Annotated in this window: 18 protein-coding genes; 5 read left to right on the top strand and 13 right to left on the bottom strand. The window is 64.9% G+C overall.

The annotated features are described in order from the left end of the window. Positions 1 to 10: 10 nt before the first annotated feature. Genes treZ through treY form a run of 3 tightly spaced genes read left to right on the top strand, consistent with a single transcriptional unit; the run spans position 11 to position 7001 of the window. A complete protein-coding gene (treZ, locus tag JNB89_RS21325; protein ID WP_220363517.1) occupies positions 11 to 1942 on the top strand; it encodes a malto-oligosyltrehalose trehalohydrolase in 1932 nt (643 codons plus the stop codon). After that, positions 1939 to 4149 carry a 4-alpha-glucanotransferase gene (gene malQ, locus JNB89_RS21330; RefSeq protein ID WP_220363518.1) on the top strand — a complete coding sequence of 737 codons (2211 nt, stop codon included), beginning with the start codon at positions 1939 to 1941 and terminating at the stop codon, positions 4147 to 4149. The genes treZ and malQ overlap by 4 nt, the downstream gene beginning before the upstream one ends. Next, on the top strand, positions 4146 to 7001 hold the full coding sequence (gene treY / locus JNB89_RS21335) for a malto-oligosyltrehalose synthase (protein ID WP_220363519.1): 2856 nt from the start codon (positions 4146 to 4148) through the stop codon (positions 6999 to 7001). The genes malQ and treY overlap by 4 nt, the downstream gene beginning before the upstream one ends. Positions 7002 to 7177: 176 nt before the next feature. Here the strand turns inward: treY and JNB89_RS21340 are convergent, their stop codons facing one another. Continuing rightward, entirely contained in the window at positions 7178 to 8521 is a 1344-nt protein-coding gene (locus JNB89_RS21340; protein WP_220363520.1) for a hemolysin family protein, read from the bottom strand. 91 nt (positions 8522 to 8612) lie between these two features. Next, positions 8613 to 9416 carry a sensor histidine kinase gene (locus JNB89_RS21345; RefSeq protein ID WP_220363521.1) on the bottom strand — a complete coding sequence of 268 codons (804 nt, stop codon included), beginning with the start codon at positions 9414 to 9416 and terminating at the stop codon, positions 8613 to 8615. A 184-nt stretch (positions 9417 to 9600) separates the two neighbouring features. On the opposite strand from JNB89_RS21345, the gene JNB89_RS21350 reads away from it, so the two are divergent. Both JNB89_RS21350 and JNB89_RS21355 read left to right on the top strand, forming a co-directional pair. Continuing rightward, complete coding sequence (locus tag JNB89_RS21350; protein WP_220363522.1) at positions 9601 to 9942, top strand: FKBP-type peptidyl-prolyl cis-trans isomerase; 342 nt, start codon at positions 9601 to 9603, stop codon at positions 9940 to 9942. 41 nt (positions 9943 to 9983) lie between these two features. Further along, positions 9984 to 10760: an AraC family transcriptional regulator gene (locus JNB89_RS21355; protein WP_220363523.1), complete on the top strand. Its 777-nt coding sequence runs from the start codon at positions 9984 to 9986 to the stop codon at positions 10758 to 10760. A 331-nt stretch (positions 10761 to 11091) separates the two neighbouring features. Here JNB89_RS21355 and purF read toward each other — a convergent pair whose 3' ends face one another. From purF to JNB89_RS21410, 11 genes are all read right to left on the bottom strand, one after another. Beyond that, complete coding sequence (purF, locus tag JNB89_RS21360; RefSeq protein ID WP_013342047.1) at positions 11092 to 12642, bottom strand: amidophosphoribosyltransferase; 1551 nt, start codon at positions 12640 to 12642, stop codon at positions 11092 to 11094. 144 nt (positions 12643 to 12786) lie between these two features. Then, on the bottom strand, positions 12787 to 13281 hold the full coding sequence (locus tag JNB89_RS21365; RefSeq protein WP_013342048.1) for a CvpA family protein: 495 nt from the start codon (positions 13279 to 13281) through the stop codon (positions 12787 to 12789). A gap of 8 nt (positions 13282 to 13289) precedes the next feature. Further along, on the bottom strand, positions 13290 to 14297 hold the full coding sequence (locus tag JNB89_RS21370) for an SPOR domain-containing protein (protein ID WP_220363524.1): 1008 nt from the start codon (positions 14295 to 14297) through the stop codon (positions 13290 to 13292). A 29-nt stretch (positions 14298 to 14326) separates the two neighbouring features. Next, positions 14327 to 15637: a bifunctional tetrahydrofolate synthase/dihydrofolate synthase gene (gene folC, locus JNB89_RS21375; RefSeq protein ID WP_220363525.1), complete on the bottom strand. Its 1311-nt coding sequence runs from the start codon at positions 15635 to 15637 to the stop codon at positions 14327 to 14329. Positions 15638 to 15868: 231 nt separating this feature from the next. After that, complete coding sequence (gene accD / locus JNB89_RS21380) at positions 15869 to 16741, bottom strand: acetyl-CoA carboxylase, carboxyltransferase subunit beta (RefSeq protein ID WP_013342051.1); 873 nt, start codon at positions 16739 to 16741, stop codon at positions 15869 to 15871. A gap of 79 nt (positions 16742 to 16820) precedes the next feature. After that, complete coding sequence (gene trpA / locus JNB89_RS21385) at positions 16821 to 17633, bottom strand: tryptophan synthase subunit alpha (RefSeq protein WP_220363526.1); 813 nt, start codon at positions 17631 to 17633, stop codon at positions 16821 to 16823. 41 nt (positions 17634 to 17674) lie between these two features. Beyond that, positions 17675 to 18586 carry a DNA-methyltransferase gene (locus JNB89_RS21390; protein WP_220363527.1) on the bottom strand — a complete coding sequence of 304 codons (912 nt, stop codon included), beginning with the start codon at positions 18584 to 18586 and terminating at the stop codon, positions 17675 to 17677. 11 nt (positions 18587 to 18597) lie between these two features. After that, the gene (trpB, locus tag JNB89_RS21395; RefSeq protein ID WP_135895293.1) at positions 18598 to 19791 is read right to left on the bottom strand and encodes a tryptophan synthase subunit beta; all 1194 of its coding nucleotides are present in this window, start codon (positions 19789 to 19791) and stop codon (positions 18598 to 18600) included. A 54-nt stretch (positions 19792 to 19845) separates the two neighbouring features. Then, positions 19846 to 20574, bottom strand: a complete 729-nt coding sequence (locus tag JNB89_RS21400; RefSeq protein WP_223216824.1) for a phosphoribosylanthranilate isomerase — start codon at positions 20572 to 20574, stop codon at positions 19846 to 19848. Continuing rightward, positions 20571 to 21383: a tRNA pseudouridine(38-40) synthase TruA gene (truA, locus tag JNB89_RS21405; protein WP_135895294.1), complete on the bottom strand. Its 813-nt coding sequence runs from the start codon at positions 21381 to 21383 to the stop codon at positions 20571 to 20573. Before truA ends, JNB89_RS21400 begins: the two co-directional genes overlap by 4 nt. Beyond that, on the bottom strand, positions 21380 to 23767 hold the full coding sequence (locus JNB89_RS21410; RefSeq protein WP_013342057.1) for a FimV/HubP family polar landmark protein: 2388 nt from the start codon (positions 23765 to 23767) through the stop codon (positions 21380 to 21382). Before JNB89_RS21410 ends, truA begins: the two co-directional genes overlap by 4 nt. Positions 23768 to 23809 lie beyond the last annotated feature (42 nt).

Here is a 23809-nt window from a genome sequence, read left to right on the forward strand (position 1 = left end):
GTGAAGAGTCATGTCCGAACATCCGATCGATCCTAACGCGCGTCATTTCGCGCATTGCCTGCCGTTCGGCGCGCAATTGCTGGGGCCCCAGGGCGCCCATCCGCGCACGCGTTTCCGTTTCTGGGCACCGTCGTGCAAGAGCGTGCAGGTGGAAATCGAGAATGGCGCCGCGCAAGGCTCGCACGACATGACGCCGGCCGGCAACGGCTGGTTTGAGGCGTCCATTGCGAGCGGCGCGGGCACGCTATACCGCTTTCGTCTCGACGACGGCAACGCGGTGCCCGACCCCGCGTCGCGCTTTCAGCCGCAAGACGTGCACGGCCCGAGCGAAGTCATCGACCCGCGCGCATACCGTTGGCAACATGCCGACTGGCACGGCCGGCCTTGGGAAGAGACCGTGCTGTACGAACTGCACGTGGGCGCGATGGGCGGCTATCGGGGCGTTAAGGAGCGTTTGCCGGCGCTGGCGGCGCTCGGTGTGACCGCCATCGAACTGATGCCGCTGAACGATTTTCCCGGTCGGCACAATTGGGGCTATGACGGCGTGCTGCCATATGCGCCCGATTCCGCGTATGGCCGGCCCGAAGATCTCAAGGCTCTGGTCGACGCGGCGCACGGCCTCGGCCTCATGGTGTTTCTCGACGTGGTCTACAACCACTTTGGCCCGGACGGCAACTATCTGCACGAATACGCGCGTTCGTTTTTCCGCGAGGGCACGCATACCCCTTGGGGCCCCGCCATCGACTTCGAGCGCAGTGAAGTCAGCGACTTCTTCATGGACAACGCGGTCTACTGGATCAACGAATACCGGATAGACGGTCTGCGCTTTGACGCCGTGCACGCCATCGACAACCATGCGTGGCTGCGCGAGCTGGCCGACCATATTCGAGCCAATGTGCAACATGGTCGACATGTGCATCTCGTGCTGGAAAACGAGCACAACAGCGCAAGCCTGCTCGAGCATCACTTCGACGCGCAATGGAACGACGACGCGCACAACACGCTGCACGTGCTGCTCACGGGCGAAACCGAAGGCTATTACCACGCTTATGAGGACCAGCCCATCCGCCGTCTCGCCCGCGTGCTTTCCGAGGGCTTCGCGTATCAGGGCGATCCGTCGCCGCTGCACGACGGCGCGCCGCGCGGCGAACCGAGCGGGCATTTGTCGCCCACCTCGTTCGTGATGTTTCTGCAGAACCACGATCAGATCGGCAATCGCGCATTCGGCGAGCGTCTGCGCAAGCTGACCTCGGACGAAGCATTGCGCGCGGCCACCGGCTTGCTGCTGCTGTCGCCGCAAATTCCGCTGCTGTTCATGGACGAGGAATACGGCTCGACGCAGCCGTTCCTGTTCTTCACCGACTACACCGGCGATCTCGCCGACGCCGTGCGCGAAGGACGCCGCCGCGAGTTCGCGCGGTTCTCCTCGTTCAGCGACGAAAAGCGGCGCGCGCAGATTCCCGATCCGAACGACGAGAAGACGTTTGCCGCTTCGTCGCCGCCCGCGCCGGTGACGGCAACGGCGTCCGCTTCGCAACATGACGACGAAACCAGGGAGCGGCTCGACTGGATGCATTTCTACAAATCCGCGCTGACGGTGCGCGCAAAACTGATCACGCCGCGTCTGAAACACGGCAAGGCGCTGAACGCAACAGTGTTGACCGACACGAACGGCGCGGACGCAAATGCGCTCGTCGCACGCTGGAAGCTGGGCGATGGCGAGACGCTGTCGCTCGCGCTGAATCTGTCGAAGGACAGTGTGCCGTTTAACGACGTGCCCGCGGGCAAGGTCATTTTCGAAACGCCGCCGCGCGTGCGCGAGCAGATCGACGCGAAGGTGCTGCCGGCGCATGCGTTCGTTGCGTGGCTGACCGGCGACATCAACGACTACGCGACCGGTCACGACGCACGCATTGTCGGCAAAGAGGAGCGCCGCTCGTGAGTACCCGACGTTCCGGCGACACGATCGCCACGCTGGCAACACGCGCCGGTTTCGAGGTGGAGTGGGAAGACGCGCATCGCAAGGTGCATCGCGTGCCCGAGAAAACCCTCTCGATTCTGCTCGAACGAATGGGTCTGCCATGCGGTAACGCCACGCAAATCCGTCAAAGTGCGGCCGCGCTCGACGCGGAATTGTCCGGTCGCAAGCTGCCGCCGCTGATGACCGCACAGGTCGGGCGCGGCATTGCGTTGCCCGCCGCGGCGCTGAAGTCGGGCAGCCATTACCGGATCGAGCTGGAGAGCGGCTCGATTATCGACGGGCGCTTTACGGCGCCCAAAGGCGAAGAGGCGTTGCTCGCGCCCATCGACGAACCCGGCTATCACACGCTCGTAATTCATGAGCAGCGCGTGACGCTCGCGGTTGCGCCGTCACGTTGCTACACCGTGGCCGACGCGTGGCGCAGTCTGCGCGACGACGAGCGCGCCGTGGCTCCGCCGTTGTGGGGCGTGGCCACGCAGCTTTACGGCTTGCGCCGGGTGGGCGATGGCGGCATTGGCGATTATTCGGCGCTCGCACAAATCGCAGCGGAAAGCGCGAAGCGCGGCGCGCATGCGCTGGCCGTCAGTCCGACCCACGCCATGTTCAGCGCGGAGCCAAACCGCTTTAGTCCCTATTCGCCGTCTTCGCGCTTGTGGTTGAACGTCACGCATATCGACCCGGCTGCCGTGTTCGGCAAAGCAGCGGCGCGCGCCGCAATGCAGTCCGCCGACGCCGTGGACGCATGGTCCGAGCTGGAAGGCTTGCCGCTCATCGACTGGCCGAAGGCCGTCGTGCTCAAACTGAAAGTCTTGCGCGCGCTCTTTGAAAATTTCTGCACCGACGAGCGCGCCCGCGAGGGCACGGAAGACACCCCGCGCGCGCTGGAATTTCACGGCTTCTGCGAGCGCGCGGGGCGCGCCCTGGAAGATCATGCGCGTTTCGAAGCGCTGCAAGCCGCGCAACTCGCGCAAGGCGGCAATGGTCACTGGCGCAACTGGCCTGAAGCATTGCGCGATCCGCGCAGCCCGGAGGTGGAGGCATTCGCGCAAGCACATCGTCACGAAGTCGACTTTCATCTCTTTCTGCAATGGCTTGCCGCGAAAGGTCTGTCGCATGCGCAATATGCGGCGCACGAAGCGGGCATGGCCGTGGGCCTGATTGCCGACCTCGCGGTGGGATGCGACAGCGCCGGCAGCCACGCATGGTCCTATCGCGACGACATGCTGCAAGGCGTGTCCGTCGGCGCGCCGCCCGACCTCTTCAACCAGGCGGGACAAAGCTGGGGTCTCACCACGTTCTCGCCGCGCGCAATGCGCACTCAAGGATTTTCCGCGTTCATCGACATGCTGCGCGCCGCGTTCGCGCATGCGGGCGGCATCCGCATCGATCACATTCTCGGCTTGCGGCGCCTGTGGCTCGTGCCGGAAGGCGAAAGCGCGAGCAACGGCGCATATCTGCGCTATCCGCTCGAAGACCTGTTGCGGCTCATCGCGCTCGAATCGTGGCGGCATCGCGCGATTGTGATCGGCGAGGACCTCGGCACGGTGCCGCCAGGTTTTCGCGAGCGGCTCGACGAGCACGGCATTGCCGGCATCCGCGTGCTGTGGTTCGAGCGCGGCGAGGACGGCACTGGCTTCAAGCCACCGCAAGCATGGGACCGCAATGCGGTCGGCACGACCACGACGCACGATCTGCCGACCGTCGCCGGCTGGTGGGCGGGCAGCGACATTACATGGCGCAACCGGATCGGCCAGACGATGGCCCGGCCCGATGGCCGCGATCCCGAAGAAGCCGCCCAGGAAGAACGTGCGAGCGACCGCGCCGAGCTATGGCAGTCATTCCAGCAAGCCGGCGTGGCTGCACCCGACGTCGAGGCGCCGCCCACCGACAACCCGCCGGTGGACGAAGCGCTCGCCTTCGTCGCGGCAACGCCCGGGCCGCTCGTTACCTTTCCGCTCGAAGATCTGCTCGCGCAGAGCGACCAGCCGAACCTGCCGGGCTCGATCGACGAGCATCCGAACTGGCGCCGCCGCATGAACCTGCCCATCGACGAAATGTTTCTCGACGACACCTTTTGCGACCGACTGCTCGCCGTTGACCGCGCGCGCAGCGCCGCGACCGTTTCCACTCCTTCAGCCAATCCTGCTTCGGAGCCTGATACGCCATGACCGTCCCGCGCTCCACTCTTCGGCTCCAGTTTCACCGGGGCTTTACTTTCGACGATGCCGCGAAGCACGTCGACTACTTTGCCGCGCTCGGCATCAGCCACGTGTACGCGTCGCCCATCACGACCGCGGAGCCCGGCTCGATGCACGGCTACGACACCGTCGACTACACCCAGGTGAGCGCCGAATGCGGCGGCGAGGCGGGCTTGAAGCGCCTCGTCGAAAAGCTGCACGCGCATGGCATGGGGCTGATCGTCGACATGGTGCCGAACCACATGGGCGTAGGCGGCTCCAGCAATGCGTGGTGGCTCGACATTCTCGAATGGGGACGCCATAGCGCCTATGCGCGCCACTTTGACGTTGACTGGCATTCGCCCGATCCGGCCTTGCGCGGCAAGGTGCTGCTGCCGACCCTCGGCGCGCCGTATGGCGACGAACTCCTCTCGGGCCGCATTGCATTGCATTTCGCCGCGGACAGTGGCCGCTTTTATGTCGGCTACGGCCCACACGTGTTTCCGGTTTGCCCGGTCGATTATGCGTCGATCCTCAATAGCGCCGACCGCGCGGATCTCAGCGCGCTCGCCGAACGCTTCCAGGGACTGACGACACAGCCTCCCGACCAGCCGCGCGCCGCCGAAAGCCGCGAAATGCTGCGCGAGTTCGTCGCGCAAAACGGCACCTCGGCCATTGAATTCGTGCTGCAAAGCTATGCGCCGGGCGATCCGCTCACGCGCGACCGTCTGCATCGGCTGCTGGAGCGCCAGCACTTCCGGCTCGCGTGGTGGCGCACTGCTGCAGACGAAGTGAACTGGCGGCGCTTCTTCGACATTTCGACGCTCGCCGCAGTGCGTGCGGAGCGGCCCGAAGTGTTCGAGGCGACGCATGCGCTGATATTCCGTCTGTACCAGGAAGGCGTGATCGACGGGCTGCGGATCGATCACGTCGACGGCCTGGCGGAGCCGCGCGAGTACTGTCAGCGGCTGCGGCAACGCTTGAGCGAATTGCGTGAGACGACGCCGTACGTGATCGTCGAAAAAATTCTCGCGCGCGGCGAACCGCTGCGCGACGACTGGCCGGTGGACGGCACCACGGGTTACGACTTCATGAACGACGTGGGCGCGCTGCTGCACGACCCGGCGGGCGCCGAGCCGCTAGCCCAGGCATGGGCCGAACTAACCGGCCGCAGCCCGGATTTCGCAGACGAAGCACTGGCCGCGCGGCGCAAGATCGTCGCGGAGAACCTGTCCGCGGAGCTCGACCGCGCGGCGCGGGCGCTGCATCGTATCGCGCGCGACTCGCTGGCCACGCGCGATTACACGTTCACCAGCTTGCGACGCGTGCTGACCGAGCTGGTCGTGCATTTTCCGGTGTACCGCATCTATCCGCAAAACGGCTTGCGCAGCGCCGCGGACAACGTGTACTTCGAACAGGCGCTGGCCGGGGCGCGCGCCACGCTTTCGCGCGCCGATCACGGTGTGCTCGACCGCGTGAACACATGGCTTGGTGCAAGCGCGGACGACTCGCCTGGCGCGCGCCCCGCTCAGCCGCAGCAAGGGCAGAACGGCGCGCCGCCGAGCCACGTCAGTTCGGCGCGGCGCACCGCGCAAACGCTCTTCTCGCAACTGACAGCGCCGGTCGCCGCCAAGGCTGTGGAAGACACCGCCTGTTATCGCTACGGCCGGCTCCTGTCGCGCAACGAAGTGGGCGCCGATCCGGGAGAATTCGCGTTGTCGGTCGAACAGTTTCATGCGGGCAACGTCGAGCGCTCGCAGCGCTTTCCGCACGCAATGCTGAGCACCGCGACGCACGACCACAAACGCGGTGAAGATGTGCGCGCGCGGCTGGCAGTGCTAAGCGAGATTCCGCATGAATGGAGCGCGACCCTGCGCGCATGGTCCACGTTGAACGCGCCGCAGCGCCGTTCACTGGACGGCAAACCAATCAGCAGCGTGAGCCAGGACACGAGTTACGACTGGGCGCCCGGCCCCGCAGCCGAAGCGATGCTGTATCAGACGCTGGTGGGTTGCTGGCCGCCCGAGCTTCAGCCGGACGACGAAGCGGGCGTCAAGGCATTGGCCGAACGCGTCGCGCAATGGCAGTTGAAGGCGCTGCGCGAGGCGAAGCTGCAAACCAACTGGTTCACGCCCGACGAAGCCTACGAAGCCGGTTGTCGCGACTTCCTGTTCGACATTCTCGCGCCGCAGCGGCGCGACGGCTTTCTCAGGGAACTGGCCGCGTTCGTCGCACGCATTGCGCGCGCGGGCGCGCTCAATAGCCTGCAGCAGACCGTGTTGCGGCTCGCATCGCCTGGCATTCCCGATCTTTATCAAGGCACCGAGTTGTGGGACTTCAGTCTCGTCGATCCGGACAACCGCAGGCCGGTCGACTTCGAACAGCGCGCCGCGTTGCTTGCGCAAACCCCGCCATCCGAATTTTTGCCGACGTGGCGCGACGGACGTGTGAAGCTCGCGGTCGTGCAGCGTGTGCTCGCGCTACGCGCGCATTTGCCGGAGTTGCTCTGCCAGGGCACTTATCTGCCGCTCACGATACGCGGCGCGCATGCTTCGAACGTGATTGCGTTTGCGCGGCGACACGGCAATGCGTGGGCCGTCGTCGTGTCGAGCCGGCTCGCGGCTGGCCTGCTCGGCGAACAGGGCGATCTGCCGATGGTCGCCCCGGAAGCGTGGCAAGACACCGCCGTCGAGATGCCGACGGATCTGTCCTCGCGTGCGTTGTTCGACTGGCTCAGTCCGGCCGCGCCGAAGGTCGATGAAAACGGCTCGCTGTATTTGCGCGACGCGCTGGCGGCCATGCCGATTGCGGTGCTTGTGGAAGACGGGGTGCCGCGCAGTTGACGGCACACTGAACATGGAATGGTGAGCTGCCTGGGCGGCGGAAGATACGAAGGCGCGTTGTGGCGCGTCATGGCGCGTTGTAGCGCGTTGTGGCGCGTGGCGAGCGTCATTGCGCGTTGTCGCGTGACGAGGGCGCGCTGTGACGCGCTGTGACACGTCGTTGCGCGAGAAAGGCGCTAGCCGCCTTCGTCGTCGAAAACTTTGGGGTACACGCGCACGAGCACGATGCGCGGGCCCTTCATCTTTTTCACGACGACATCGAATCGGTCGAATTCCACGCGCTGGCCTTCGGCAGGCAGATCGTTGAGGGCCTGGATCACAAGGCCGCCGACGGACTCTGCTTTGCCCTCGTCGATGTCGATACCCAATGCGCGTTCGAGCGACACCACCGGCAAGCTGCCCTTGCCGATCAGCGTGCCGTCGTCCATGCGCGTCCAGTCGGCGTCGCCCTGACGGAATTCGTCGTGAATCTGGCCGACAAGCGCGCCCAGCAGATTGTCGAGGGTGAGAAAACCGATAGGCTTCGCATTCTTGCGACCCACCAGCGCGAAATGCGGCGCGCCCTTGCGAAAGCGGCGAAACAGTTCGAGCGCCGGCATGTCTGGCTTGACGTACTGAACTGGCCGCGCGTAGTGCGAGAGATCGTCGAGCGTGCTGCCAGCATGCCGCGCGAGCAGCAGGTCCTTCAGGTGGATCATGCCTGCAACGCGCTCGCCGGATGCATCTTCAAAGAGCGGGTAACGGCTGAAGCGATGCCGCGCCACCATCAGCATGTTTTCGCGCAACGGCAAATCGAGCCTCAAGCCAACCATTTCATACGCGGGGCGCATCAGATCCGACACGGTCATGCGCGAAAAATCCAGCGAATGCGCGATGGTGTTCCACTCGTCCTGGCTATACGCGTCTTCGGGCGAGCCGCGCTCCGAGGCCACATTGGTACGGCGGCTGCGCAGAATGAGCTTGAGCTCGTCGGTCGAATAATGCGAGTCGTGCGCGTGCTCCGCGTGGAGCCCGGCGAGCTTGAGCACCGCGTTTGCGCTGGTGTTGAGCAACCAGATAGCCGGATACATCGCCCAATAAAAGCCGTACAGCGGCATGGCGGTCCACAGCGAGATCTTCTCCGCCTGGCGAATGGCGAGCGACTTGGGCGCGAGTTCGCCCACCACGATATGCAGGAACGAGATACATGAAAACGCGAAGAACAGCGAAATGCCGTGAATCAGTTGCTCTGACTGCACGCCGGCCAGGCTGAATAGCGGCGTGAGCAGGTCCGCGAATGCAGGCTCGCCGATCCAGCCCAGGCCGAGCGAGGCGAGCGTAATACCAAGCTGACACGCAGACAGATAGGCGTCCAGGCGGGCATGTACCTTGGCGAGCAGGCGACCCTGCAATCCGTGCTTTTCCGCGAGGCTTTGCACGCGCGTCTGCCGTAGTTTGACGAGGCCGAATTCGGCGGCAACAAAAAAACCGTTCAGGGCGACGAGTAGCAATGCGCCGATAAGGGCGACAACCTGGATCAAAGCGGAGGCTCCGGCAACAAAAGTTGTCAGTATAGAGGGCGAAAGGTGATCGAAAAGTTTATTGCGGACGGCGCCTCATCCGCGTCACCGCTCATCGGGCCGGCGGAGCGCTCAGCGGAATGCGCAGCATAAGTGTGGCCGGCGTGCTTTCCGTCGCGTCCTGTTGTTCGAAACCACCGCCATGCGCTTCTGCCACGCGCTTGCATAGCGCGAGCACCCATGCAATGCGATTGGCTTCGCGCGGTTCGCGAGCCTGCTTGCGCGCGAACGCTTCGAGCACGTGCGGCAACGAAGCATCGACCAGTGCGGCGCTCGTTTCGTAGGTGACTGCGGCGTGCCAACTGGTTGCGTCCGCACGCGATTCGAGCGTGACAGCCGCGCCTTGCGCGCTCGATTCGACGGCGAAAGTCAGCATGACCCACAGAGCCGCCGCCAGACGCTCGCGGTCGCCATTCAGTTGCTCCGTGGCAAGTTGGGAGTTGATCACGAGCTCCACGCCGCGTGTACGCGCGAGCGCGGAGCGCACCTCGTCAACGGTTTCATCGAGCAATGGATGCAGCGGGAACGGCGCATAGTTGAGCGCAAGCGATTTGGTTTCGGCGCGCGTGGCGTCGACAATCGTCTCGAGCAGCTTCACCTGTTGATCCACGCCGTTGCGAATGCCCGTGACCGCGCGCTGCGAGTTCGGATCGTTCGGGTCAAGCTTGCGCTCGAGCACATACGCCCAGCTATGGATAGCGTTCAACGGACCACGCAGGTCGTGCGACACCAGAGAAAGCACGTGGTCGCGCATGAAAAGCGCGGATTCGGCCCGCAGATGCGCGGTGCGTTCGGATACGACGAACCCGGAACCCGCCGTTTGCGCGCCGGCTGCTCCGGTTGAAGACGTTGTCACGATCGACCTCTCAGGCAATGCATGATGATTGGGAAAGTCCCATTATAGGCATGGCAACGGGCACCACCAGCCTGGCCAGATGGCTAATGGAGATTGCAATCCCTGTGCCACGCCGCATTCTTCGACCGCCCTGCTGGAACGCGCCTACAATGTCGGTTTTACGTTATGAACCGAGGAGCGACACATGTCCACTGTGACTACCGAGTCCGGCTTGAAGTACGAAGATATTGTTGAGGGAACGGGCGCGGAAGCGGTTGCCGGCAAGACCGTCAGCGTGCACTACACCGGCTGGCTGACCGACGGTCAGAAGTTCGACTCCAGCAAAGACCGCAACAGCCCGTTCGACTTCGTGCTGGGCGGCGGCATGGTCATCAAGGGCTGGGACGAAGGTGTGCAAGGCATGAAGGTTGGCGGCACGCGCAAGCTCACCATTCCGCCGCAACTCGGCTACGGCGTGCGTGGCGCGGGCGGCGTGATTCCGCCGAATGCAACGCTCGTTTTCGAAGTTGAGTTGCTCGACGTCTGAAGCTTCGCCCCGCTTGCTTTGTCTGTCTGCTGATCAGTCCAATGACGCACGCCGCCGTGACCGCTCCTAGCGTTTCGCTGCGCCGCTTCGGCGCGCAGGAGGCGTCGGACGTGCACGACTTTCACCAGGTCGTGCTTGGACTGGACGGTGCGATGGTGATGGCCGTGAACGGCATCGAGCAACAGATCGACGCGCGTTGCGCGTGGCTCGTTCCCGCGGGCGCGCGGCACGACTATGCGGGGCTCGGCGAAAACCGCCAGTTGGTGCTGGATTTGCCGGCCGCGACGCTGGCCGTGCCGGAGCGGCTCTTCGACCGGGCGCGGGCCATTACTGTCGATGCCCCGTTCACCGCGCTCGTGCAGCGCATTGCTTTACGCGCCGCGCAGGGCGCAGCGGAGGGCGCTGTCGCGGCTCGTCGCTTTCACTGGGACGCGGCGGCTCGTCTCGGCGCGGCGCTGGTGGCAGGCGCGGGCACGCAGGCCAAAGACGCGCCCGCTACCGGGCTCGACTTCGCGCGCATCGACGCCTGGTTGCGCGCGCATCTGTCCGAGCCGCTGCGTATCGCCGACCTCGCCGCGCATTGCGGCTTCGGCATGCGGCGCTTTCATCAACTTTTTCTCGAAGCGTTCGGCGAGACGCCGCATCGCTATTTGCAGCGGCTGCGGCTCGATACGTCGCTCACACTGCTCGCCGATCCGCGGCGTTCGCTCACTGACATTGCGTTTGATACGGGCTTTGGCGATCAGAGCGCTTATACGCATGCATTTACGCGCCGGTTCGGGCTCGCGCCGGGTCAGTGGCGCGCGTTGCGGCACTGAGCGGGCTTTTCTCAACGGCGCCGCAGCGGGCGCTACCTTTATTGGCGGATCAATCACTGGCGCAAAAAAAGCGCGCCGGCCAATTGGCCCAGCGCGCCGCGTATCGACTTATTCACTGTTGAATGCCGGAAAGCGCGTTGCTTCTGCGCGGCGCCTGGCCGCGGCCAGCGGCCAGGCGCCAGTGGCCATACGTCGGCCTATGAAGAAGTGCCCGGCGCCGACGCGGACGCCGACCACGACAGGCTCGGCACGCTCACGGCGGCGCAGTGCGGCGCAGTGCGGCGTAGCGCGCGGCGCACAGGCGGCCGCGCCGTGCCGCGCCTGTCGGGGCTTAGCCTACCGACAACTGCAAATGCAACTGCGAGCGCGCGGGGCCGCCACCGTCGATTGCTTCGCTGGCCGCATCGCGGTCCGATTGCGACGACGGCGCAAGACGCGCGGTTTCGATGCGGTCGAGGTACTCGGTGGTTACGTCGCCCGTCACGTAGTTGCCGTCGAAGCACGACGCCTCGAACTCCTTGAGCGCCGGGTTGATGTCGCGCACGGCCTGCTTGAGCGCTTCGACGTCCTGATACACGAGATGGTCGGCGCCGATCATGCGCGCCACTTCCTCGTCCGAGCGGCCGTGAGCGACGAGCTCGCCGCGCGTGGGCATGTCGATACCGTAGACGTTCGGGAACTTCACCGGCGGCGCGGCCGAAGCGAAGATCACCTTATTCGCGCCGGCGTCGCGCGCCATCTGGACGATCTCGTGCGACGTGGTGCCGCGCACGATCGAGTCGTCGACGATCAGCACGTTCTTGCCCTTGAACTCGATGCCCATTGCGTTGAGCTTCTGACGCACCGACTTCTTGCGCACCGCCTGCCCCGGCATGATGAACGTGCGGCCGACATAGCGATTCTTGAAAAAGCCCTCGCGATATTCGACGCCCAGCTTCTTCGCGACCTGCATGGCGGCCGGACGGGACGAATCGGGAATCGGCATGACCACGTCGATTGCAACGTCGGGCAATTCGCGCTTGATCTTCTCGGCGAGGTAATCGCCCATGCGCAGACGCACGTTATAGACAGGCACGCCGTCCAGCACCGAGTCCGGACGCGCGAGATACACGAGCTCGAAAATGCAGGGGTTCAGGCTCGGACTGGTCGCGCATTGCTGCGAATGCACGTTGCCGTCGAGGTCGATGAACACCGCTTCGCCCGGCGCCACGTCGCGCACGAACTCAAAGCCAATGCCTTCTATCGCCACCGATTCCGACGCCAGCATCCACTCCACGCCTTCCGGCGTTTCGAGCTTGCCGAGGCACAGCGGACGAATGCCGAACGGGTCGCGAAAACCGAGCAGTCCGTAACCGGCGATCAGCGAGACGATCGCATACGAACCGCGCACCCGGCGATGCACGCCCGACACTGCCTTGAAGAGCGCCGCCGGGTCCAGTTGCAAGCCCGAGCTCGAAAGCTGCAATTCGTGCGCGAGCACGTTGAGCATGACTTCCGTGTCGGAATTGGTGTTGATGTGGCGGCGGTCGATGCGGAACATCTCGTCTTTCAACTGCTGCCAGTTGGTCAGATTGCCGTTATGCGCGAGGATGATGCCGAACGGCGCGTTCACGTAGAACGGCTGCGCTTCTTCCTCGCTCGACGCCGAGCCGGCCGTCGGGTAACGCACCTGGCCGATGCCGGTGTTGCCAGGCAGGCTGCGCATGTTGCGCGTGCGGAACACGTCGCGCACCATGCCGTTGGCCTTGTGCATGTGGAAATTGCTGCCGTTCGCCGTCGCGATGCCGGCGGCGTCCTGACCGCGGTGCTGCAGCAGCAGCAGGCTGTCATAGATCAGCTGGTTGACCGGAGAATGGGAAACTACGCCTACGATGCCGCACATGGCATGTCCTTCAAAGGTACGAAATTCGTCAGAGCGGCCGGTGCCTCGCGAGAGCGCGATATGACGCGACAGTTCGCGACATGATGCCAAGGCAACCGGTTTGCGCCGGAGTGCTGCCGCGTTCCTTGGCCACTCACCTGATCGTCACACGCGGACGTAGGCAGCGAGCGTTTCCGGAAGCAGCGGTTTCATTACGTGCACGCCCTCGACCGCATAGGGCCGCAGCAAGGCGTTGCGCCAGAATTCCTGTTGGGGCAGTTCGGTCAGGCCGGCAAGGGCGACCAGAATCAGCACCAGAACGACCCCGCGCACGAGGCCGAACATCAAACCGAGCGAGCGGTCCACGCCGCTCAGGCCGGTAGCCTGCACGATGCGGGAAAGCAGCGCATTCAGGACGCTTGCCACCAGCACCACGCCGATCGCCACCAACGCAAAGGCCAACAGCCACTGGGTCAACGCGCCGCCCGGCCACGTGGACGGGATATACGGCACGACATAACCAACGAAGCGGCAAGCAATGAAAAACGCCGCAATCCAGCCGATGAGCCCAAACACTTCGGACAGAAACCCGCGCCATGTGCCGCGCAAGGCCGACAAACCGATGACCGCCATTACAGCGTAGTCGAAGGCAGTGAACATCGCTCGCTTTACTGTGCGGAGCCGTTGTTCGCGCCCGACCCCAAGCCGGCCTCGCGAACCTTCGCAATGGCGGCGCTTGCCGCTGCGCGATCCGCGAAGGGTCCGGCGCGCAGCAACGTAAGCGTCGAGCCGTCTGCCTGCTTCCGATGTTCGGTATATGCGGGTACGCCCGCCGCTTTCAACCTGGTTGCCCAATTACGCGCGTTCGCTTCGTTTGCAAAGGCGCCTAGTTGGACCGCGAAACGGCTGCCCGCCGGCGAGGACGGCGTGCCGGAATTCGCGTCCGCGTTCGCTGCGGCATTGGTTTCGTCCGCGGACGGCGCGGCGGCCGTCGTATTGCTGCGGGTTGCCGGCTTGTTGGCTGCAGTGTTAGCCGCGCTATTAGCCGCGCTCCTGGTGGGATTGTTGGCCAGTTTCGACGCCTGTGGCGCGGATGCCTGTGCCGTCGCAGTATTGGCTGCAACCGCGGGCGCTTGCGCCCTCGCAGCAGGCTTCGCGGCGGGAGCGGGATCGGCGTTCGCCTCGGCGTGCGTAGTTTCTTTGCCGGCCTGCTGGCTCGTGTCTTTCCTCGCGGTGCCCGCTTGCCCTTGTGCAACCGACGGCGCGGCCGACGTGGCCGGCGCGAGACTTGATGCCGCGAGTGCGGCGTCCGGCGTGGGGTTATCCGGTGCGACGCCGGCCTGCGTGTCTACCTCGTGCCTGGCGGCCCGGGGCGCGGGGCGGCTGGGAATGTCGATGGAGATGTCGTCGGTAACCGGCTTCGGGTGCGAGTCGAGCACCATGGGCAGCACGACCACCGCTGCCACAACCATCGCAATCGCGCCGACCAGCCGGCGCCGCGCACGTTGTTTTTCCGGCAGCGTGGGGTCGAGCAGCATCGCATCGGCATCGACGGTGCGCTCCGTGCGGCGGGTCCGCCGCTCCACGCGCTCGCTACGGGCGGCCCGGGTGGAACTGGTGTTTGCGCCGCGCCGGCTGGGCGCGTCGTCTTTCTTGCCGAACGAGAAAATTCCCATGAATCGCTTGGTTCGAGCGTGGCGCCCGTTCAGTGTTGCTGCGATTTACGGTAGGCCATAACGCCCGCTACCGTATAGAAACTGCCGAAAACCACAATTCTATCATTCTCTGACGCCCGCTTTAGCGCATCTTGGTACGCCTCTGCGGGCGTCGCGTGACGCGTTACGCTGCTGTCGCCGCTGTCCTGCACGCCCTGATCGCGCAGCGCGTCTTCAAGCTGTTGCGCCGATGCCGCTCGCGGCGTCGGCAGGTCGGTGACGCACCAGTGATCGATTTCGCCCTTCAGATGCGCGAGCACGCCGGCAATGTCCTTATCGGCCATCATGCCGAACACGCCGTAGGTGTAGGGGAAGAAGCCCATGTTGCCGAGGTTCTGGCCGAGCACCGCGGCCGCGTGCGGATTATGGCCGACGTCCAGCACGATGGCCGGCTTGCCCGGCAATACCTGAAAACGTCCGGGCAACTCGACGTTCGCGAGGCCGAGGCGGATGTCCTGGGCCGAAACCGGCAGACGGTCGCGCAGCGCTTCCAGGCCGGCCAATGCGGCGGACGTGTTGATCAACTGATTGGCGCCGCGCAGCGCCGGATAGGCGAGCGCGGAGCGCCGCAGCGTCGGGCCCACGTAGCTCCATTGCTGCCGCTCGCTGCCGGCCTGCCCTTCGTAGCGGAAATCACGGCCAAATAGCCACAGTTCGGCGCCGATCTGCTCGGCATGGTCGATCAGCGTTTGCGGTGCAACCGGGTCGGCGCAGATAGCGGGCTTGCCGGGGCGGAAAATGCCGGCCTTTTCCAGCGCGATTTTCTCTCGCGTGTCGCCCAGGTATTCCGTGTGGTCGATGTCGATGCTGGTGATGATCGCGCAGTCGGTGTCGAGAATATTCACAGCGTCGAGGCGGCCGCCCAGGCCCACTTCGAAAATCACCGCGTCCAGCCCGCGCGACGCGAACAGGCTCATGATCGCCAGGGTCGTGAACTCGAAATATGTCAGCGAAACGGGTTGCCCGAGGCTCATGCGCGCCGCCTCGACTTTTTCGAAGTGCGGCAGCAGATCGGCGTCGCTCGCCATTTGCCCGTTGATCCGCGCGCGCTCGTTGAACGACAGCAAATGCGGCGAAGTATGACACCCCACAGTGAAACCGGCGCGCAGCAGGATCGATTCGAGGATCGCGCACGTCGAACCCTTGCCGTTCGTTCCACCCACCGTGATGACCGGGCAGGCAAACGACAGTTGCATCGCGTCGCGCACCTGGCTGATGCGGGCGAGACCCATGTCGATGCCGACCGGATGCGCGGATTCGAGATGCGTGAGCCACGCGTCGAGGGTGGGGAATGTGGTCATCGGGTGAATCGCGAGAAAATCATTGAGCGGTGTGACAAACATGCGCGGCAAGGCGCCTCGCGCAGTATGTGAGACCGTGATTATCCCGGAAATGACAGCGCGCCGCTTGACTGCCCATGCGGCGCGCTATGTTTTGCAGAATTTTCGCGGACGGTGCCGCGCGGGCTGGATGCCGAGGCACCGTGACTGCGGCCGGGAAGCCGGCCTCGGGGCCCGTGCGCTTCGCCGAACTTACGCGACGGCGTCCGCCGGCTGGTGGCTCAGGAGCGCCATCAGTTGTGCGAGCTCTTCGCGCAGCTTGCGACGGTCCACGATCATGTCGATCGCGCCCTTCGTCAACAGGAACTCGGCGCGCTGGAAGCCTTCCGGCAGCTTTTCACGCACGGTCTGTTCGATCACGCGCGGGCCGGCAAAGCCGATCAGCGCCTTGGGTTCCGCGATCACCACGTCGCCGAGGAACGCGAAACTCGCCGACACGCCGCCCATGGTCGGATCGGTCAGCACGGAAATGAACGGCAGCTTGGCTTCGGCCAGCTTTGTCAGCATGGCGGTGGTTTTCGCCATCTGCATTAGCGAAAGCAGGCTTTCCTGCATGCGCGCGCCGCCCGACGCGGTAAAGCAGATGAACGGCACTTTCTGCTCAAGTGCATTCTGCGCGCCGCGGGCAAAACGCTCGCCGACCACGGAGCCCATCGAGCCGCCCATGAACGAAAACTCGAAACAGGCCACCACGACCGGCAAAGTGTGAATCGCGCCGCCCATGACCACCATAGCGTCGGTCTCGTCGGTCTCGTCCATGGCCTCTTTCAGGCGGTCCGGGTACTTGCGGCTGTCCTTGAACTTGAGGGCGTCGACCGGCACGATTTCCTGGCCGATTTCATAGCGGCCTTCCGGGTCCAGCAGGCTGTCGAGCCGCTCGCGCGCGCCGATGCGCATGTGGTGGTCGCACTTCGGGCACACGTGCAGATTGGCCTCCACGTCGTTGCGATACAGCACGGCTTCGCACGACGGGCACTTGATCCACAGGCCTTCCGGAATCCCCTTGCGGTTCTTCGGATCGGTTTGTTTGATTTTCGGCGGCAGCAGCTTATCGAGCCAGCTCATATTGAATCCTTCTGGGGTCAACGGTTGCGCAAACGGCGGGGCCAACCCACCGCTCGCACTACAGACGACAAAATGACTGTTATCGGGCAGTCGCGACGCTATCGAGCGCCTCGCGCACCTCGGCGACGAAACGCGTGAGCGTCTCAGCGGCAGTTTCCGGGGCGGCCTGCTCGAGCAATTGCACGATACGGCTGCCGATCACCACGGCGTCGGAAACTTCGGCCACGAGGCGGGCCGTTTCGGCGTCACGAATGCCAAAACCGACGCCCACCGGCAGGGGCACGCGCGACTTGATCGCCGGGATTTTACTCGCGATGCTGGAAACGTCCAGATTTGCCGCTCCGGTCACCCCTTTTAGCGACACGTAATACACGTAACCACTCGCGATCTTGCCGACTTCGGCAATACGCTCGTCGGTGGACGTGGGCGCGAGCAGGAAGATCGGGTCGATGCCGGCTGCACGCATCTTTTCGGCGAAATTCGCGCATTCTTCCGGCGGGTAGTCGACCACGAGCACGCCGTCCACGCCGGCTTCCTTCGCCGCCTGCGCGAAGGCTTCGGTGCCCATGCGCTCGATCGGGTTGGCGTAGCCCATGAGCACGACAGGCGTCGTGTCGTTGGTTTCGCGGAACCGCTTGACGTCCGCCATCACGTGACGCAACGACACGCCGTGTGCCAACGCCCGCTCGGACGATTGCTGGATGACCGGGCCGTCGGCCATCGGGTCGGAAAACGGCACGCCGAGTTCAATGACGTCGGCGCCGCCCGCAGCCAGCGCGTGCATGAATTCGACCGTGCGGGCCGGGTCGGGGTCGCCGGCCGTCATGAAAGGAACCAGGCCTTTTTTGCCCTGCTCGGACAGCGCAGCGAATGTGTTTTTGATACGGGACATGGAGTTATTCTCGATTGAGCTACTGCGCGTGGCGCGAAGCTTCATTGCACTTCGGGCTGCCGCTGCGCTCGCGCCTTGACGGGCGCGCGCCCGGCGGGTGCGGCAGCGGCGGCGCTGACGCGCTCGCGCGCTATTGCGCAGTAACTTTCATTGATCTCATAGCCGACGAATTCGCGCTGCTGACGGGCGCAAGCGACTGCGGTGGTGCCGCTGCCCATGAAAGGGTCCAGCACGCGGCCGCCCTTCGGACAACTTGCCAGCACCATGCGCTCGACAATCTCCAAAGGCTTTTGCGTGGGATGATCGACGCGCTCGGCGTGTTGCCGGTGCAGCCTCGATACAGACCAGACGTCCTTCGGATTATAGCCAAGCTCCAGCCACTTGCTCCCTTCGAACAATTTACGCGAACGCGCCTTCTTCGTGGCGGCATCGTACGGAATGCGGACGGGATCGAGGTCGAAATAATAGTCTTTCGACACCGCGAAAAAACCGATGTTGTCGTGCACCGACGTGAAACGGCGCGTCGTTCCACCCATGCTCGGCACCCGCCGGTCCCAGATGATCTCGTTGATCATCACGAGTTTTGTCTTCAGGAAGCTGAAGATTTCCGGCGCGTACTGCCATGTGCAGAAGATATAGAGCGAGCCCGACGGCTTGAGCTTCGGAATGGCAAGCTCGAGCCAACCGCGCGTCCAGGCGAGAAAGTCGTCGCCGCTGCGCATGTCCGAGTCGTTGCCATAATCCTTTCCGAGCCCGTACGGCGGGTCGCAAAGGATCAGGTCGATCGACCCGTCGGGAATATTCGCCACATCGGTCAGAAAATCGCGGTTCAACAACTGGATGCCCGCGGGCACCTGCGGCAACAACACCGCAGGCGCCTCGGACGCCAGAAGTTCCTCAGCCGGCGCCGTTTCGCTGGCGGTCGGCTGCGGTTCGTCGAACTCGTCGCGCATCGCGGGCGCGCTCAGAACTGAATGCCCGATCGCTCGGCGACCGTATGCATGTCCTTGTCGCCGCGGCCTGACAGGTTCACCAGCAGGTGCTTGTCCTTCGCGAGCGTCGGCGCGAGCTTCGTCGCGTAAGCCAGTGCGTGGCTCGACTCCAGCGCCGGAATGATGCCTTCGATACGGCAGCAGTCATGGAACGCCTTCAGCGCTTCTTCGTCCGTAATGCCGACGTATTGGGCGCGGTTAGACTCTTTTAGCCACGCATGTTCCGGGCCGACGCCGGGATAGTCGAGACCGGCGGAGACCGAGTGCGTTTCGATGATCTGCCCGTTCTCGTCTTGCAGCAGGTAAGTGCGATTGCCGTGCAGCACGCCGGGGCTGCCGCCAATGAGCGACGCCGCATGCCGGCCCGACTCGATGCCGTCGCCAGCCGCTTCCACGCCGATCAACTGCACGGAAGTATCGTCGATATAGGGATAAAAGATGCCCATTGCGTTCGAACCGCCGCCAACGCACGCGATCACCGCGTCAGGCTGACGCCCGATCAGTTCGGGCATTTGCACCTTGCACTCGTCGCCGATCACGCGCTGGAAGTCGCGCACCATCATCGGATAAGGGTGCGGTCCCGCGACCGTGCCGATAATGTAGAACGTGTTCTCGACGTTCGTGACCCAGTCGCGCATGGCTTCGTTCAGCGCGTCTTTCAGCGTGCGCGAGCCCGACTCGACCGGCACCACCGTCGCACCGAGCAGTTTCATCCGGTACACGTTCGCAGCCTGGCGGCGCACGTCTTCCGCGCCCATGTAGACCACGCATTCCATGCCGAAGCGGGCCGCGATCGTTGCAGTCGCCACGCCATGTTGTCCGGCGCCGGTTTCCGCAATCACGCGCGGTTTGCCCATGCGCTTGGCCAGCAAGGCCTGACCAATCACGTTATTGATCTTGTGCGCGCCGGTGTGATTCAGGTCTTCACGCTTGAGGAAGATCTGCGCGCCGCCGAGCAGTTCGCTCCAGCGCTGTGCGTGATAAATCGGCGAAGGCCGGCCCACGAAGTACTTCAGCTCGCGCTCGTACTCCGCGATAAAGCTCGGGTCCTTCTGGAATTTCTCGTAGGAGGTACGCAGCTCGTCGAGTGCGTGAACCAGCGTTTCAGCGACGAACACGCCGCCAAACTGGCCGAAATGGCCTCTTTCGTCAGGCAAGTTATACATGAGGATCACTCTTTCGTGGCGTGCGGCGCGCTCCAAAGGCGCCGCACCGCGGAATCACCCGGCGTCCGCCGCGCGCACTGCGCGTACGAACGCCGCCATCCGGGCGTGATCTTTCACGCCCTTGGCGCCCGGCACTTCGATGCCGCTCGAGACATCGACCGCGTACGGGCGCACGCGATGGATCGCATCACTGACGTTTTGCGCGTTCAACCCACCACTCAAAACGGCCCGACGCGCGAGCTCTGCTGGAATAAGTGACCAATCGAAAACCTTCCCGCCGCCGCCATAGCCTTCGACATGAGTGTCGAACAGAAAGCCATTGGCGCCTGAATAGTTGAGAGCCGATTTTACCAAATCGGCCGACTGAGTATCCGACGCAACGCGCAACGCACGCAACCAAGGCAAACCCGCAATGCCGGCAAGCGATTCGCACTGGTCCGCCGTCTCGTCGCCGTGAAACTGCAAGAGCGAGAGCCCGACATTGCTCACCACTTCGCGCAACCAGTCCGGCGTGGGGTTCACGAACAGGCCAACCACCGAAACGAAGGGCGGCACGTCCCGCACCAGCTCGACAGCCTGCGCGACGCTTACCGTGCGCGGGCTCGGCGGATAGAACACGAGGCCGATGGCGTCGGCGCCCAGGTCGACGGCATGGCTGACGTCGGCCGCTTTCGAGAGGCCGCACAGCTTGATGCGCGTGCGCCGGGGCACGGCTTGCTGCCCGCCGCGGGCATCTGATGCCGCCGCGGCGTTGTCTGCGGCGAGAATGTCAGTCGAACTCATGTTTGTGCCTGCTCGTTCCATACGGTGCTCCACGGCACGCTGCCGGTCTGCGGCGCGGGCACGGCGAAGTGCTCAGGATAGCCCACCTGCGCGAGGTACAGGCCGTCGGGCATGAAAGTCGGCGCAGCCCATTCGCGGTCGCGGCCCGCGAGGACCTCCGCCATCCATTGAACCGGACGACGCCCTTTGCCGATATAAACCAGGCATCCCATCACATTGCGCACCATGTGATGCAGGAATGCGTTTGCCCTGAAGCGAAAATGCACGAAGTCGCCGTGCTGCTGAATGTCGATCTGATACAAATGTTTGACCGGCGTCTTCGACTGGCATTGCGACGAGCGGAACGCCGAAAAGTCGTGTTCGCCGATCAAATGCGCGGCTGCTGCACGCATCGCGTCGATATCCAGCGCCGCATGGACCCAACCCGCGCGCCCCGCGAGCATCGGCGAACGGACCGGGTGCACGTACAGCACATAGTAATAAGTGCGCTCGAACGCGGAAAACCGCGCGTGGAACGCTTCGGGCATCGGCTTGGCCCACTGCACCGAAATGGTCTTCGGCAGAAACGAGTTCGTGCCTCTAACCCACGACACATCGGCGCGCTCCAGTTCGGTGTCGAAATGGACGACCTGACCCAAGCCGTGCACGCCCGTGTCCGTCCGCCCCGCGACGACAGTGTGCACAGGCGTCTGCGCGAATTCGCGCAGCGCCCGTTCCAGCTCGTCCTGAACCGTGTTGCCATGCGGCTGCGACTGCCAACCGCAGAACGCCGTGCCATCGTACTGAACGCCTAGCGCAATCCGCTTCACGACAACGGAGCGAGCGTCGAGAGCAGCGCGCGGGCGTCGTTGCGCGTGGCCGGATCGTTGGCTTCGATCACTTCGTTGATCAGCGTGCGCGCGCCGGCCAGATCGCCGAGTTCGATGTACTCGGCGGCCAGCTCCAGCTTGTTCCGCGCAATGCGGGCAAGATCCGCGGGCGTGAACGCGGGCAGCGGCTGCGTCGGGCTGGGCGGCAGTTCAAGGTCGAAGTCGAGTTTGAGCGCGCCGAAACCCGCCGTGCCCAGACTACCGGCGCCCAAGCCTGCCACCGCGCCGCGGCCCGCTGTGCCCGCAGCGATCTCGTCGGCGGCGTGCGGCGCCTCATCTGCGTCAGGAGGCGGCGGAACGGCTTGCCGCGCCGTCGTTTCGGGCGACGCAACGGGTTGACTGCTCAGCGATTCCGGGGCGTGCATGGGTTCGGCGCCCGAGCCGACGCGCGGCGGCAACGGCATGTCCAGGCTACCGAAAGCATCGACGGCGTCGCGCGGGAATTCTGTCGACGCTGCCACGCGAGGCTCCGTGGGCGTGCCCAGTTCGTCGTCGTGCACTTGCGGGGCTGCTGCGGAAGTCTGCGGGAGCGACGGCTCCATCGGCTCGGGCGGCAGCGGTTCGTCGTCCCATTCCAGACGATGCGACAGCGGTTCCGGTTCCCACGCCTCATTCAACGGTTCGAGCGGCGCTCGCGGCAGAGCGTCGGCGCCCAGTTCGGCTGCAGCGCCGAGGCTTGCCGCTGTGGTCGCATTCTGCAGGTTCTCGTCGTCTTGCTCCGAGCGCGGTTCGGCGGGCAGTTCCGCATGGGGCACCACCGAAGCCGCCGGAGGTTCATGAGATTCGGGCTGTCGTGCTGTGGCCAGCTCGTCAGTTGCCTCGCGCGGCATATCTCGAGTTGCATCTTCTGGTGACCGGTCGTGCGATGCCACGTCTTCCGCCATGCGCTCCCGTTCCGACGCGAGTTCAGCTTGACGCAATGCCGCCTGATCTTGTGCTGCGGCATGCTGGGCGGCGGCTTGAGCCTCCGCTTCGCGCGCCTGTGCGTCTCGTGCGGCCGCAGTGCGCATTTCCGCCTCGCGCTCGGCAGCGACGCGCTCCGACATTTCGCGTGCCGCGGCGTCGCCTTCAGCCGCTTCGCGCTCGGCAGCGGCTACCGCGGCGGCTGCCGCTGCCGTGGGTGCCTGCTGCGCAGCCGCGGTGCCAACGTCAGCGCCCTCATCTGCGTCGACCGTCTCGCCGCGTGCAGCAACCGAAGCCGCCAGTTCCGCGTCACCCGACGACTCGGCCTTCTCCGACGCTTCGGCTCGGCGCGCCTCGGCAAGGCGCTCACGCTTGCGCCGACCCATGCGCAAAGCAGCCAACAGTACAACCAGCGCCGCGCCGACCGCGGCGCCTACCGCGAGGTTCGTCTGCGAAATGCCGGGTTCGTTGGACGTCGACATAGCGGCGCCTGCATGCCCAGGCACGACAGCCGCAGTGGATGCCCCCGCCACCGATGCCGTACCGCTCCCCGAAGCAGTGGTCGGCGCCGCTGGCGCCCCGCCTATGCCATGCTTTTGCAATTCCATCAGCACGCGGTTCTTCAGCGCGAGCAGTTGCTGCAAGCTGGACACCTGGGCGCGCGGCTGTGAGGCGCCCGTGACAGCGGCGGCCCCGCTCGCCGACGGCTGAACCGATCCGGCCCACACATGCGTGCCGCTCGCAGCCGACGCCGCCTGCGAGCCCGCGGCCGGCGCCGACGAAACAGCGTCGCTGGAAGCCGCCGAGCTTGCGTCCGCCGCAGCGCTGGCCGCTGCAGTTGGCGCGGCAGCGGTAGGCGGGGTTGTCGTGGCCGCTTGCGTGGCGGGACTTTCCGCGCCGGTCGCGCTCGCCGCCGCGGCACTGCCTTGCGCGGCGCCGCTCGCGGCCGCCGCGACGGAAGCATTCGACGCCGAACCACTGCCAGCCGTCGGCGCGGAGGCCGCCGCTGCGGTCGCCGCCACTGCGCCCGACGCGTCGAGCGGCGGCACAGTCAACACCGAGCCAAGACGCATGCGGCTCGGATCGTGGCCCATGAACGCGTTCGGGTTCGCATCGAACAAAGCGCGGGCCGCGCGTGCGAGCGTGGCCCGATCGCGCGATTGGGTGACCGCGATCGCCACGTCGTTCAGCGACTGGCCCGGCTTGACCGTATATTGCCCGCCGCCCGCGTAAGACCCAGACGCCGCCGCGGGCGCAGATGCCGCGGCGCCGTCCGGCGTGCTCGCGGCATCAAGTGGCACGGCCAATGCGCTGCCGAGGCTCGCGCCCGTCAGCAGGAACGCCAACGCGGCTGTGGCCGCGAGGCGGCAGGTATCTGGGCGCGCAAACATGGCCCGAAGGGAAGCGAGTCGAAGATTCATCGGGACTCCTGGCGCGTCAGCGCGCGGCCCTTTTTTGCGGTT

The sequence above is a fragment of the Paraburkholderia phenoliruptrix genome, assembly GCF_019511605.1.
GTDB classification, from domain to species: domain Bacteria; phylum Pseudomonadota; class Gammaproteobacteria; order Burkholderiales; family Burkholderiaceae; genus Paraburkholderia; species Paraburkholderia phenoliruptrix_A.

Bases quoted from the DNA above. Each gene is read 5' to 3' on its own strand.
- treZ (WP_220363517.1), top strand. From the start codon at position 11: ATGTCCGAACATCCGATCGATCCTAACGCGCGTCATTTCGCGCATTGC.
- treY (WP_220363519.1), top strand. From the start codon at position 4,146: ATGACCGTCCCGCGCTCCACTCTTCGGCTCCAGTTTCACCGGGGCTTT.
- JNB89_RS21350 (WP_220363522.1), top strand. From the start codon at position 9,601: ATGTCCACTGTGACTACCGAGTCCGGCTTGAAGTACGAAGATATTGTT.
- JNB89_RS21355 (WP_220363523.1), top strand. From the start codon at position 9,984: ATGACGCACGCCGCCGTGACCGCTCCTAGCGTTTCGCTGCGCCGCTTC.
- purF (WP_013342047.1), bottom strand. From the start codon at position 12,642: ATGTGCGGCATCGTAGGCGTAGTTTCCCATTCTCCGGTCAACCAGCTG.
- JNB89_RS21365 (WP_013342048.1), bottom strand. From the start codon at position 13,281: ATGTTCACTGCCTTCGACTACGCTGTAATGGCGGTCATCGGTTTGTCG.
- JNB89_RS21370 (WP_220363524.1), bottom strand. From the start codon at position 14,297: ATGGGAATTTTCTCGTTCGGCAAGAAAGACGACGCGCCCAGCCGGCGC.
- folC (WP_220363525.1), bottom strand. From the start codon at position 15,637: ATGACCACATTCCCCACCCTCGACGCGTGGCTCACGCATCTCGAATCC.
- accD (WP_013342051.1), bottom strand. From the start codon at position 16,741: ATGAGCTGGCTCGATAAGCTGCTGCCGCCGAAAATCAAACAAACCGAT.
- trpA (WP_220363526.1), bottom strand. From the start codon at position 17,633: ATGTCCCGTATCAAAAACACATTCGCTGCGCTGTCCGAGCAGGGCAAA.
- JNB89_RS21390 (WP_220363527.1), bottom strand. From the start codon at position 18,586: ATGCGCGACGAGTTCGACGAACCGCAGCCGACCGCCAGCGAAACGGCG.
- trpB (WP_135895293.1), bottom strand. From the start codon at position 19,791: ATGTATAACTTGCCTGACGAAAGAGGCCATTTCGGCCAGTTTGGCGGC.
- JNB89_RS21400 (WP_223216824.1), bottom strand. From the start codon at position 20,574: ATGAGTTCGACTGACATTCTCGCCGCAGACAACGCCGCGGCGGCATCA.
- JNB89_RS21410 (WP_013342057.1), bottom strand. From the start codon at position 23,767: ATGAATCTTCGACTCGCTTCCCTTCGGGCCATGTTTGCGCGCCCAGAT.